Origin of the sequence: Spiroplasma helicoides (assembly GCF_001715535.1) — a bacterium.
GTDB lineage: Bacteria > Bacillota_I > Bacilli_A > Mycoplasmatales > Mycoplasmataceae > Spiroplasma_A > Spiroplasma_A helicoides.
On the sequence record NZ_CP017015.1, the window covers coordinates 860,222 to 873,787 of the forward strand.

Below are 13,566 nucleotides of genomic sequence, written 5' to 3' on the forward strand. Positions count from 1 at the left end.
TCCCATTACTATCACTAATTTAGGTATTTTTATCATAATAATTATACCATAAATGCTACAATCTATTTTAATATATTATCTACATAGTTGATAGTCTTTTTATAGAAATTGCCTTTTTATTTTCAACATTTATAACAACTGCATTTATTCTTCCTGGATTTTCACTAGGTTTAAATTTAGTTGGTAAACCAGTTCTATCTTTAAACACCACTTCATCAGGATTTGCTCCTATAATAGAGTTTATAGGTCCTGTCATACCTATATCGGTGATAAAAGCAGTCCCTTTTGGTAAAATTCTTTCATCTGCTGTTGGTACGTGCGTATGAGTTCCTACAAGTGCTGTTATCTTTCCATCATAATTTCAAGCAAAAGCAATTTTTTCTGCACTTGCCTCAGCATGAAAATCAATTATATGAATATCACTACTATCTTTTTGGATTAAATTGTCAATTATTTCATAAGCTTTATTTGAATGCTCCATAAATGAATTACCCATTATATTTGTAACTCTAATATTTAAGCCGTTTTTATTAATAACAATTGATCCATTTCCAGGTAACTCACTATACATATTAATTGGTCTTAATAAATCCTTTGTTTCTTTAATAAATTCAAGTGTTTCTTTAACTTTAAAAATATGGTTTCCTGAAGTTATCACATCAACTCCTAAGTTTTTTAAAAAATCGTAGTGACTTTTATTAATACCTTTACCATGTGATATATTTTCACCATTGGCAATAATAAAGTCTATATTTTCATCCTCAATTATATTAGGTAATCGTTTTTCTAAAACATCTCGCCCTGATTTTGAGTAAATATCTCCAATTATCAAAAAATTCATTATAATTCCCTTTCAATGATATCGTTTAAGTTATCAATTGTAATTTTTTTATTTTTGTAGTCATCTAATCCTTTTTTAATAATTTCAGACTTTTTCATTAATTTTAATTTTGATTCTAAATCATTTAGTAAATTCATTGTTTTTGAAATACTGTCATGAACAGCATTTCTTGAAACTCCTAGTTCTTCACTAATCTCTTGCAATGTTAAATCTTCAAAATAATATAATTCAAAATATTGTCTTTGTTTTTCAGTTAAGATTTCTTTGTAATAATCATACAATTGAGTTGATTCACTAGTTTTTAAAAGATTATTCATCTTCTTCATCATCCTCATTTTCCATAAAATCACTTGCTAAATCTCATACATAATCATCAATATCAAATTCTTTAATATCGTCAACTTTTTCACCAAAACCTACCAATTTTACAGGAATATTTAGTATATCTTTGATCGCAAGAGCAATTCCACCTTTACTTGTACCATCCATTTTGGTTAAAACAATGCCTGTAACATCTGTTGCTTCAGAGAAAGCTTTCGCTTGATTAACTCCATTTTGTCCGGTTTGAGCATCAATCACAAGCAATCTTTCGTGTGGACCATCAATGACACTTTTTTGAACTATTTTGGTCATTTTTTCAAGTTCTTTCATTAAATGTTGTTTATTTTGGAGTCTTCCAGCTGTATCAATTAACAAAAGGTCATACTTATCTTCTATTCCTTTTTTTACACCATCAAAAACAACACTTGCTGGGTCACTTGAGTTTCCTTTAATTAAATCCACTCCTGTTAGTCTTTTTGTGCATCATTCTTCAAGTTGTTCTACGGCACCAGCTCTAAATGTATCTGCTGCTGCTATTAATACTTTTTTTCCTTTTTGTGTAAAATAGTTAGCTATTTTTGCAATACTTGTTGTTTTACCAACACCATTAACACCTACCATAATAAAAATGTTCAATCTGCCATCTTTTCAGTTTAAATTTGTGTTGTACTTCTTTGAATCGGTATATGCATCATATAATTCTTCTACTATTATTTCTTTTATATCTGAAAACTCATGCTTTGGTTTTACTTTTTTTTGAACACGATTTGATATTTCTAAAACCATTTTCATTCCCATATCAGTTTTAATTAAAATGTTTTCTAGTTCTTCAAAAAAATCACTATTTGGATTTTTATACTTTTTACTTAATTTTTTTATGTCTTTTGAGAAAGTAAGAGTTGTTTTATGCTCCTTTTTATGTTGTTTTATTCTTTTTTTATCTTCTCTTCTTTTTTTTAAATTGCTTCAAAAACCCATCTTTTTTCTCCAATTTCTATATAATTAATTGTATAATAAATTGTGAATTTTAGAAAAAATTAGGTGATTAAAGTGAAAAAATGGTTGAAGATGTTATTTGGACTAAAAATAAATATACATCCATTAAATGAACTATATAAATATACTGAATCTAGCCTTAGTAAGCATAGACTTTTTTTGCGTGATAATGAAATAGATTTATACTTTAAATACGATATGAATTATCAAGGAACTGTTGAAGAGTTTGTTATCAGTAATTTAGATTTAATTATAAAAAACAATTTACATGATTATGAATTAGGAAAAGTTATTTATTCTCTAGCAAATTACGAGTTTGTAAGTTACGAAGATTTTAAATTAACTTTGAAGTTCTCTGATAAAGAAAATAGATATTGTTTAGGTAAATCAATTACAAAAACATTTGATGTATTTTTATATAATTACGATAATGTAACAAAAATTCAAGAAGAAATTTTAAGAAGTAATAAAATAATACTCCCTAGCGACATCAAATATATGGATGGAATTGTTGATTATCTAGAAAGCACTTTTAAAGAAAGCTTTAATAAAGCGTGTTCGGATAAAATATTTTTAAATAACGAAAAAGATTTTTTTGATTATCTTAACTTTTATGAGATTGATGATAACGGAAATCTGAAGGCTCAATTTTTAGGTTCTAATACAATTTACTTTCCTTTGTATCAAGATATCCCACAATAAAACCTCTTGAAAATCAAGAGGTTTTATTTTATTTTTTGTTTGTTTTTTCATCAAAATTATTTAAAATTGTTTCACCATATTCTTCAAATTTACCAGATCTAATAAAATGAACTGTTTCTTCAACATTTATTAGGTGTTCTCCGGCTCTTTCTAAGTTTTTTAACTGTCTAATTATTGTTATAACTTTTTTAGAATCAGCTTTATCTTTTACTTCAAGTAATCTTTCTGCTAATTTAAGGCTTAGATCAGAAAATTGATTATGCAAATCAGTTTCCATGCTCATAACCTTGACGTGTTGGTCATTATCGAAATTTTCTATAAGAGAAGATATAATATTAAGCATTTCATTAACTAGATCAAACATTTTTGAAATATAGTCAATTTCAAGTGTGGCTGGTTTATATTTAATCGTGAAATTACAAATATGTTTAGCAACGTCAGCGATTCTTTCGATCTCTCTACTTATTAAAACTCCTCCAACCGCTAGCCTTAAATCACCAGCAACCATTTGTTGCTTTGCAATTTTTCATAATGCCATTCTTGTAAAGTTGTTTTGTGCATCGTTGATTTTTAAATCATCGCGAACAACATTTATTGCTAAATCATAATCATTATTTTTAAGCGCTTCAAATGTTTTAGCATATTGAGATTTAGTTAATTCAACTATATTAATCAAATCTTTTTTAATAACTTTAATATCATTGTCCAATATTTTATTGTATGACATTATATCACCTTCTATCCAAATCTTCCTGAAATATAATCTTCTGTTTTTTTATTTTTCGGGTTAGTAAATATTTTTTTAGTTCTATCATATTCCACAATTTCTCCTTGTAGGAAAAATGCTGTAAAATCACTTACCCTGGTGGCTTGAGCCATTGAATGGGTTACTATTACTATTGTATACTCTTCTTTTAATTTTAAAATAAGTTCTTCAACTTTTAAAGTGGCAATTGGATCTAATGCACTTGTTGGTTCATCCATCAAGAGAATTTTTGGTCTCATAGCTATTGCTCTTGCTATACATAGTCTTTGTTGTTGACCCCCACTTAAACCTAACGCAGAATCTTTTAAATAATTTTTAACATCATCTCATAAAGCGGCTTTTTTTAGCGAGTCTTCAACTATTTGGTTTAAAGCTTTTTTATCTGTAACTCCTTGATTTCTTGGACCAAAAGCAACATTATCATAAATTGACATTGGAAATGGGTTGGCCTTTTGAAAAACCATACCAACTTCGGTTCTTAGTCTTACAACATCAAATCCTGGCTCATAAATATTTTTACCATTTACAATTACTTCCCCTTCAAGACTTGCATTATCAACTAAATCATTCATTCTGTTTATTGATCTAAGTAATGTTGATTTACCACAACCTGAAGGGCCAATAAATGCAGTTACATGATTTTCAACAATTTTTAAATTTATATTAGAAAGCGCTTGTTTAGCACCTTGGTTATAATAAAAATTTACATCTTTAATATCAATAACAACTTTTTTGTCCCTAGCTGATTTTTTCTTTGGTTTACTTAGTAACTCTTTTTCATCAAGTACTTTTAAATCAGTATCTTCAATCGTGTTATCTTGTTGATTTTTTATTTCCGCCATTTTCTTTTGCCTCCTTGGTTATAGTTTTTATAACCGATCTACGAGTTTTGATGTTTTTCAAATAAATATTAGCTTTTTTAAAGTTAAATATTATTGCTAATTTCTTAAATTTAGACTTAATTGATTTTCCTAAAAAGATGAAATCATTTTTATAGCTATGTTTAAATATTCTGTTATAGTTGTTTTTTCAATATTGTTTAAATCCAACTTTGTTTCTAGCAGGATCTAGTAATTTAGCAAGATATTTACTCAATCAATTTAATCCTAAAACTAATAATATTGTAACCGTTGCTAATTCATATGCAATACCTAGGGTTTCTGCACTACTTCCCTCTGCTGCCATCATGTAGATTTGCGTTGTTAATGTCGCTCCAGATGAGAAAAACCCTTCTCCTGGCATTCTAACAGATGTACCCAATGTTAAGTATATTGGTGCAGATTCACCAATGATTCTTGCTATCGATAAAATAATTCCAGTAATCATTCCTTGCATTGCGTTTGGAATAACTACTTTTATTATAACCTTTGTTTTTGTCATACCCATACCATAAGCTGCTTCTCTATACATATATGGAACCCCAGAAATAGAGTCCTCAAATACATTTATAAGAGATGGTAGAATAACTATTGTCATTGTTAAACTTGCAGCAAATACAGACATTGGCAATCCCATTGCAACAACAAATAGACTTAATCCAAATACCCCAAACACAATACTTGGTGTTGAAGATAAAACATTGATTGAGAATCTAATTATTTTTGCAAATTTACTACTTTTATGTGCATATTCTGCTAAATAAACCGCAACAAATAAAGCTAATGGGATAGCTAATATAATAGTTGATATAACAAGTAATAAAGTTGTTAGCATTGTGGCAAATATTCCTGATCTTTGACCAGGTATTTCAATAAATGAATGTGCATCAAATCCAGCTAAACCTTTAAAAATAACAGTTACAATAATTCAAGTTGTAAAAATAACAATTATAGATGTTGCTATAAACATTAAAAACCTTAATGTGAAACTTTCGATATTTTTTAAAGCTCTTTGTTCTGTTCTTGTTCTTACAAGAGTTTTCAATTTATAGGGCTCATAGCTATATGGAAAATCAACATTTTTAGCATTTTTTATTTTTGCTTTATTATACTTAGTTGCTTTAATTTTATTTCTTTTATTTTTATTTATATTACCAACAGCAATTATTATCAAATTTATAAATATTACTAAAATAAATAATACTAAACCAATTGCATATAAAGCTGATTCGTGTGTATTTCCATTATTTTCAAGCATTTCTAAACCGATTGTTCCTGCTAGTGTTCTAATTGAAGAAAATAAGAAACCTGAAAACCCATCATCAGTATTTAAACCTTTTGATGAGTTACCAGCAATTAATATAACAGCCATAGTTTCACCAATAATTCTAGCAACTCCTGTTATTATTGCTGTTATTATTCTTGGCATAGCTGTTTTTAAAACAACTTTAAATGTGGTTTTTTCTTTTGTTACACCTAGAGCAAGTGCTGCATATCTGTAACTATCTGGTACAGCTTCTAAGGCATTTATTGATAGTGTTATCATTGTTGGAAGTGCCATAAAAGCAAGTGTAAAACTTGCTGTCATCATGTTTCCACCTGTTGCGGCTCCCATTTTAACAAATAAAGGGCCTATTTGATCTAATGCAAAAAGACCAAAAACTACTGATGGTATACCTGCTAATAATTGAATAAAAGTAATTATAAATTTTTTAGTTTTTTTACTCAAATATTCAGTAATAAAAACTGAGCTAAATATAGTTAATGGTACAGCTATTATCAATGATATCAATAGCATCATCATTGTTGATTCAATAATTTTTAGTATACCATAACTACCATCAGCACCATCCTTAGCTGGTGCTCACTCATGTGAAAATATAAATTGGAAGAATCCTACTTCTTGAAATGCAGGAATCGATTTATAAAGAATGAATGAAACTAGAATAGCCAAAATTAATAATGTAATTCCAGTAACTATTATTATTGTTCATTTAGAGGATAGATCAAGTTTTGATAACTTGGTTTTTGGCATTTTGTGAAGACTTTTAACTTGAACATTGTTTTCTAATGACTCAGTTTTTGATTGTTTATTTGTCATAATTAACCTCTTTTAGTTCAAATTTTGGCACTAAACCCTCTGCATCAAAATCCTCTTTATATGGATTTTGTGCTTCTTCACCTATCATTGCTTTAAAAAAATCAATTAAAAGATTGATGCTATTCATTTTTAGATTGAAAATAGCTATAAAAGGTCTTTGAAATGCATACTGTCCTTTTTTTATAAAATCTTCGTTTGTAATATTATTTTCAATCTTTTCAAATAATCCTTGATTGTTTAATTTCATACCATACGATCAATCATCGCCTAAATCCACTGGGTTTCCTAATTTTGTCTTATTAACACCAGCAATTCTTACTCCTGATTCTTTTGTAACTTGCTTTACAAAGGCATAAGATAAATAACCAATCCCATTATTTGATTTTTGTATATTTTCAAACATTGCTCCATTTGAGTTTACAACGTTTGCACTTTCCATTTTTTTTATACCAGTCAAATCTCCAAATGCACTTCTTGTTCCTGAACCATCTTCTCTAGTAAAAGTGCTAATTTTTGTTTCGCTATCTGGAACATCTTGTTGTCCAAACTGTTTTGCCAAATCTTCTCAAGTTATATTACCTTTATACACATCACTCAATAATTTTCCATTTGGATTATTAGGGTCAACATTGAAATTTATTTTATTATTAGTTTCATCACTAACTCAACTAGGAGCTTTATAAACTATCGCAATTGCGTCTATTGCAAATTGAAATGCTAAATAAGTTTCATTTTTAGAAGTATTTGCACTTTCGTTTATTAAACCATCAATTTTGTTGCTAAAGTTATTTCCTTCTCCCACATTAAATTCTTCATTAACGTGATAAAATTTGTTATCTCCAGCCAAAGTACTACTACTTACTCCCTTAGAAATAAACCCAGCTCCGTACATTCCTTTTTCAACTCCATCAACACCTGCTTGACTACCTGTCGAGTTGTATATGAAGTCTTTTTTAGTATTGTCAAAATAACTTTTTGTATATGCTTGCATAAATGTGTTGACACTTGTACTGCCACCTAAAATGAAATAACTTTGAGTAGCCATTGCAGATCAAACTCAAATTGCTAGAAATAAACTAACAATTATTGCAAGTATTATACTTATTTTTTTGTTCATTTGTTTTCTCCTTATTAGTTTTTAAACTAATTTGAATTACTCAATTTTTTTGCTTCAACAAGTTTAATTTGCACAAGTTTAGTAATACCCTTTTGCTGCATTGTTACACCAAATAAAATATCACAGTTTTCCATTGTTCCAATTCTATGAGTAACAATCATAAATTGGGTATTATCTGTAAATGTTTTTATATACTTTGCAAATCTCTCCACATTGGCAACGTCTAATGGAGCCTCAACCTCATCTAATATTACTAAAGGAATTGGTTTTACTTTTAAAATTGAGAATAAAACAGATAATGCTACTAGTGATTTTTCACCACCAGATAATAAATGTAAATTTGATATTTTTTTACCTGGAGGAGCTATTTTAATATCTATTCCAGAATCCAAAACATCATCTGGATTGGTGTAAACAATAGATGCTGTTCCTCCTCCAAATAATCTAGCAAATGTTTCTGGTAATGATGCATTAACATCTTTAATTATTTGTTTAAATTGGATTATCATCTGACTATCCATATCTTTTATTGCTTCATTTAAATTACTAATTGAATCTTTTATATCATTTGATTGAGTTAACAAATCATCAAATCTCGATTGTTCAGTTTCATACTCAACTATTGATTCAAGATTTACATTACCCAACAATCTAATATCACTTCTTAGTTTATTAATTCTTTCTTTAATTTCATCTTCGTTATCAATAATATTTTGTTTTAATGATAAAGCAGATTCAAAGGTTAAATTATAGTCCTTAGACAATCTTTCTATTGAAGTTGCTTTTCTTTCAATTATCAAACTGTAGTCGGAATTAATTTGAGAATAATTTTCTCTTAAAGCATTTAGCATTTTTGATTCTTCTTGAATTTGAGTAAATAGTTCATTTTGTCTACTGTTTGATTTTTCTTTTAATGAGTTCAAAATGTTTATTTGTTGTTGAACTTTTTCTTTTTCTGTCTCATTGTAAGAAATTTTTTCAATAACTTCTATTATTTGTTTATCAATTGATTTATAGTTTTCATCATTACCATCTAACTCTTTACCTGTAATAATTCTGTACTCATCATGGATTTTGTACTTCTCTTCATTAAGTTGTTGAAGTGTTTGACGTGCAGATCCTGTTGATATATTATGTTCATTAATAACTTCTCTCAAAACATTAATTTTAGAATCAACATCTGATGCTTTTTCTTTTAATTCTAGTTCTTTTTTTTCTAAATCTATTTTCTTAGATTCCAGCTCTTCTAATTTTGAATTGTCATTAATAAATGAAGTTCTTTTTTTTCTACTTCCCCCAACAATCGCACCGTGAGGTAAAATTCTTTGTCCATCCAATGTAACAATGTTATACTTATACTTAATCATTTTTGCAGTTTCAATTGCAGAATCATAATCCTCAACTAAAATATAAGTTCCAACCAAGTAGTCTAAAATTATTTGATATTTTTTTTCTATTTTTATTACTTCATTTGCAAAACCAACAAATCCATTTAGATTTTGTACAGCAAATCTAATGTCATTTGGTATTTGATTTGCTCTAAGTATATCTAATGGTAGAAATGTTGCATGACCCGCTCTATTATCTTTTAAAAACTTTATTGCAACTTTTACATTTTCTGCATTATTTACAACTATATTTTGCAACCCAGAAGTTAGTATGCTTGAAATAGACACTTCATAATCTTTATCAACATGAATCAATTCTTGAACCTGTCCAATTATTCCGGGCAAAACTTTTTTATTATCTAAAATATTTCTAACACCCTCAAAAAGCCCTTCATTAGAAAGCTTCTTTTGATTAAGTTCTTCTATTTGGTTTTCAGTTTTTGCTAAAATTTTTAATATACTATTTAATTCATTAGTAATCATACTTTTTTCACTTAATGCAGATTTTAAATTATTTTCGTTTTGAGCTTTTTCTTCAACTAATTTCTCTATCTTGGTTTTTTCAGTGTTTAGTTTTATTTCAATTTCTTTAGATTTTGTTATTAGATTTTTTACAACTGATTCTTTATCGTTAATTTCAGAGTTTTGTTTATTCATTTCTAAATTCATTTTCAAAACTTGTAGTTTACTGATTTTTTCAACTACTTTTCTAAAATCATCATTTAGTTTAAGAGATTCTTTATCTTTTGATGAGTTTTCAGAGTTTAATTTACTCAACTCAAGATTTTTTTCATCAACAATCATTTTTTGACTATCAATTTTTAGCTTTATTTCATTTTTTTGGTCATTTAGCTCTATTGATCTTTTACTATATAATTCGATATCTTGGACCAAAACAGATACTTCTATTTCTTTTAATTCATCAAACTTTTCTTTATATTCTTGTGCTTTTTTTGATTGTCTTTTTAATGACGGTAACTTTCTTTCAATTTCATTTATAATGTCATTTACTCTAGCTAAATTATCCTGAGTATGCAAAAGCTTACGAATTGCTTCTTCTTTACGTTTTTTGTATGTAGCTACTCCAGCAGCTTCGTCAAAAAGTCTTCTTCTTTGCTCTGGTGAAGACTCAACAAAATTTGAAATTGACCCTTGAGAAATAATTGCTAAACTTGATTTAGTCAAACCAGTTTCAAGAGCAATATTTTGTACATCTTTTAATCTAACTTTAGAACCGTTTATAAAAAATTCAGACTCTTTTGTATTTTTAAAATATTTTCTTGTAATTGCTACTTCATTATAATCTAATGAGCTAAATGCTCTTTTGCTATTATCAAAAACAAGAGTAACTTCAGCCATATTTTGTGAACCTCTATCAGCACTCCCCGAAAAAACAATATCTTCCATAGAGTTACCACGAAGAGATTTAGAAGATTGTTCCCCTAAAGCTCACATAATTGCATCTGTTATATTTGACTTTCCTGATCCATTAGGACCAACAACTCCAGTCATTGCAAAATCATAATTTAATACTGTATGCTCAGCAAAAGACTTAAAGCCCACTGCTTCTATGCGTTTTAAAAAAATCATTTTTTCTCCTGTTTTTGTATATAGCCATCCTATATAACTTACACTTGTATTATATATAGTTTTTTTTAAAAATTTATTTTTTTTTAAAATTTATAAATAAAAAAACTAGTTAAACTAGTTTTATATTGTTTTTTTAATTTTTGATAATGCGCTTTTAGCCGCTTCTTGTTCTGCTTGCTTTTTACTAAAACCTTCACCAATCCCATAAATCATACCATCTAAAGTACATTGAACTTTAAATATTGTTCTATTATCTGGTAGTTTTTGTTGTTCAATGGTTGAATATGCAAGATCATTTCTCATTTCCACTTGTATAAGTTCTTGAAGTTCAGATTTATAATCTCTAATTGACTCAAGTATAAAATCAATATTTTTGTCACTAAACATGGTTGCTTTTAATCATTTATCCACTGCATCATTTCCAGAATCTAAGTGAATTGCTGCTGTAACCGATTCAAAAACATCTGAAAGAATAGATTCTTTTTCATAACCCTTAGCATCTTGTTCACCTATGCCTAATCTTATAAATTTGCCCAAACCTATTGATTTAGCAAGATGTGCCAAAGTCACTTGCCTTACAATCGAGCTTCTGTATTTAGTAAGAGTTCCTTCATTAGATTTTGGATATTTTTTATATAAAAATTCACTAACTTTAAACTGTAAAATAGCATCCCCTAAAAATTCCAGTCTTTGGTAGTTTTTAGACAATCTATTCTCATTAGAAAAAGAATTGTGAGTAAATGCTTCATTAAAATAATCTTGGTTTTTTATTTCAATGCCAATTCTATTAAAAAATTCTTTCATATTATTTATTTTCCAATGCAGCTTTAACTTTATTTAGGACATCGTTTTTTATTGCATCATAAGTCATTTTTAAACTTGCATAAAATGCAACTTTGTCACTTGACCCATGAGATTTAAAAGCAATTTTATCAACACCTAAAACTATTGCCCCTGCATGATTTCTATAATCAAATTTGTGACTAACTTCTTTAAATGCTTTTCTAAGTCTTAATGCAGCTAACTTTCTTCATAAATTTTTAGTTAATGCAACCTTAATTTCAGACAATAAGTTTTTTCCTATACCTTCAATGGCTTTTAAAGCAATATTTCCAGTATAACCATCAGTTACAACAATATCTGCAATACCTGAACACATATATCTTGGCTCTAAGTTTCCAATAAACTCAATATTTTTGTTATTTTTTAAAACTTTGTAAGATTCTTTATGGAATTCTAATCCTTTTGATTCTTCTTCACCAACATTAAGCAAAGCAACCTTAGGAGATTCAACTCCCTTAACAGATTTAGAGTATGAACTTGCCATTATGGCAAATTTTAATATATCATCAGCATCACATTCTAGATTGGCACCAGCATCAAGTAGTAAAACAACCTTATCTTTAATGATTGTTGGCATTACTGGCATAAATGCAGGTCTTTCAATACCTTCAATACGTTTCAAAATAAAAATACATCCAGCTATAAATGGTGCTGTTGCTCCACCTGAAGTTACTCCATCAGCAATTCCATCTCTAACTATCTCTAGAGATCTAACCATGGAAGAATCTTTTTTTCTTCTAATATCCATTATTCCGTCAACCATTTCAATCACTTCAGTTGCATTATGAATTTCAATTTGCTCATGATTATACTTTCTTTTTGATAATTCTTTTTTAATATCTTTTTGTAAACCTACAAGTATTATTTTCAAATCCTTTTTTTCAGAAATCAGTCTTAATGCTGCATCAATTGCAGGAACTAGACCCTTATCTGAGCCCATAACATCAAATGCTATTTTTATATATTCCATAATTTATCTCCATTATCTATTAAATTATACATAATATTATAGTTTTATTTATTGTATTTGATTAAAAGGTTTGCTTCTTCATTACCTTCTTTTGCATCTTTTAACTTAAAACCATAGTCGTGGTGACCAGGGTAAATTGTTAAATTATCGCTAAAATTTTTGTAAATATACTTTATTGATTTTTTAAATTTAGAGTTAGAACACCTTGGTATCATTTTTCCATGGAGTCCAACCCCTTTTTTGAATAATGTATCTCCACAAAACATAATATCTTGACTAACAAAATAATAAAAAACTGTTCCTGGTGTATGACCCTTAATATATATAAAATTGCATTCATATCCATTTAATGTAACTACTTGATTTTTTTTAATTTCAATTACATTTTCATTTTTTTGTTCTAATTGCCAATCTAGATCTCTTCTAGTACTTAAATTATAATTTTTATCATATAAACATATAGCGTCTTTCTTACCTATGTATATTTTTGCATCATCAAATACTTTTAAAATTAAATTTAATTTGTATATATGATCAAAATGACCATGAGTGATTAATATATTGGTAATTTTTACATTGTTTTCTTTGCAATACTCAACTATTTTTTCTGGAATAGCTGCTACATCAATTAAAATTGCTTCTTTTTTCTCATTAATAATCATATATGCGTGAACAAAATTTATTTCATCATTTGTAAAAACCCTAATTTCTGCCATAAATTAACTCCTCATATAAATTATAACTATTATAATAACTTAAAATTTTTTATTTATTAAAACAACTTTATAATAAATAAAAAACCAAGTCTTTTGACCTGGAAAAACTTAGCAAAATTTTATTTATTATATCTTGCTTTATTTTCTTGCTGTTTTTGACTTCCGTTAACGCAACAAGGACATTTTTTTTCTAAACATACTTGACAACTTATGCATACTGCACAACTTTTACAACCTTGGTAAGATCCAGAACACACACGACAAGTGTGACAATTATGTGGTCCTCTAGGACAACATTGATCGCTGTTTGAGTTAGTACTTTTTGGTAATGGCATAA

General features: G+C 27.8%; 13 protein-coding genes. 1 reads left to right on the top strand and 12 read right to left on the bottom strand.

The window, feature by feature from the left end:
• Window positions 1-79: 79 nt before the first annotated feature.
• From SHELI_RS03865 to ftsY, 3 genes are read right to left on the bottom strand one after another with little or no spacing between them, the layout of a single operon-like run.
• A complete protein-coding gene (locus tag SHELI_RS03865) occupies window positions 80-841 on the bottom strand; it encodes a TIGR00282 family metallophosphoesterase (RefSeq protein ID WP_069116835.1) in 762 nt (253 codons plus the stop codon).
• Complete coding sequence (ylxM, locus tag SHELI_RS03870; protein ID WP_198146088.1) at window positions 841-1,158, bottom strand: YlxM family DNA-binding protein; 318 nt, start codon at window positions 1,156-1,158, stop codon at window positions 841-843. The genes SHELI_RS03865 and ylxM overlap by 1 nt, the downstream gene beginning before the upstream one ends.
• Window positions 1,151-2,140 carry a signal recognition particle-docking protein FtsY gene (ftsY, locus tag SHELI_RS03875; RefSeq protein ID WP_069116843.1) on the bottom strand — a complete coding sequence of 330 codons (990 nt, stop codon included), beginning with the start codon at window positions 2,138-2,140 and terminating at the stop codon, window positions 1,151-1,153. The genes ylxM and ftsY overlap by 8 nt, the downstream gene beginning before the upstream one ends.
• Window positions 2,141-2,212: 72 nt before the next feature.
• Here ftsY and SHELI_RS03880 point away from each other — a divergent pair, with 72 nt between their 5' ends.
• The gene (locus SHELI_RS03880) at window positions 2,213-2,860 is read left to right on the top strand and encodes a hypothetical protein (RefSeq protein ID WP_157087587.1); all 648 of its coding nucleotides are present in this window, start codon (window positions 2,213-2,215) and stop codon (window positions 2,858-2,860) included.
• 28 nt (window positions 2,861-2,888) lie between these two features.
• On the opposite strand, the gene phoU is transcribed toward SHELI_RS03880, so the two are convergent.
• From phoU to SHELI_RS03925, 9 genes are all read right to left on the bottom strand, one after another.
• Entirely contained in the window at window positions 2,889-3,587 is a 699-nt protein-coding gene (gene phoU, locus SHELI_RS03885; protein WP_069116845.1) for a phosphate signaling complex protein PhoU, read from the bottom strand.
• An 11-nt stretch (window positions 3,588-3,598) separates the two neighbouring features.
• Window positions 3,599-4,468 (bottom strand): phosphate ABC transporter ATP-binding protein PstB, encoded by an 870-nt coding sequence (pstB, locus tag SHELI_RS03890; protein ID WP_069116847.1) that lies wholly within the window; start codon window positions 4,466-4,468, stop codon window positions 3,599-3,601.
• Window positions 4,440-6,605 carry a phosphate ABC transporter permease PstA gene (gene pstA, locus SHELI_RS03895; RefSeq protein WP_069116849.1) on the bottom strand — a complete coding sequence of 722 codons (2,166 nt, stop codon included), beginning with the start codon at window positions 6,603-6,605 and terminating at the stop codon, window positions 4,440-4,442. The genes pstB and pstA overlap by 29 nt, the downstream gene beginning before the upstream one ends.
• Window positions 6,595-7,722: a phosphate ABC transporter substrate-binding protein gene (gene ptsS, locus SHELI_RS03900; protein WP_069116851.1), complete on the bottom strand. Its 1,128-nt coding sequence runs from the start codon at window positions 7,720-7,722 to the stop codon at window positions 6,595-6,597. The genes pstA and ptsS overlap by 11 nt, the downstream gene beginning before the upstream one ends.
• 26 nt (window positions 7,723-7,748) lie before the next feature.
• Window positions 7,749-10,700, bottom strand: coding sequence for an AAA family ATPase (locus SHELI_RS03905; RefSeq protein WP_069116853.1), 2,952 nt, complete (start codon window positions 10,698-10,700; stop codon window positions 7,749-7,751).
• 120 nt (window positions 10,701-10,820) lie between these two features.
• Window positions 10,821-11,504: a ribonuclease III gene (rnc, locus tag SHELI_RS03910; RefSeq protein WP_069116855.1), complete on the bottom strand. Its 684-nt coding sequence runs from the start codon at window positions 11,502-11,504 to the stop codon at window positions 10,821-10,823.
• Window position 11,505: 1 nt separating this feature from the next.
• Entirely contained in the window at window positions 11,506-12,513 is a 1,008-nt protein-coding gene (plsX, locus tag SHELI_RS03915) for a phosphate acyltransferase PlsX (RefSeq protein WP_069116857.1), read from the bottom strand.
• Window positions 12,514-12,557: 44 nt separating this feature from the next.
• Window positions 12,558-13,229 carry an MBL fold metallo-hydrolase gene (locus tag SHELI_RS03920; RefSeq protein ID WP_069116858.1) on the bottom strand — a complete coding sequence of 224 codons (672 nt, stop codon included), beginning with the start codon at window positions 13,227-13,229 and terminating at the stop codon, window positions 12,558-12,560.
• A 119-nt stretch (window positions 13,230-13,348) separates the two neighbouring features.
• Window positions 13,349-13,564, bottom strand: a complete 216-nt coding sequence (locus SHELI_RS03925; RefSeq protein ID WP_069116860.1) for a hypothetical protein — start codon at window positions 13,562-13,564, stop codon at window positions 13,349-13,351.
• Between the last annotated feature and the right edge of the window lie 2 nt (window positions 13,565-13,566).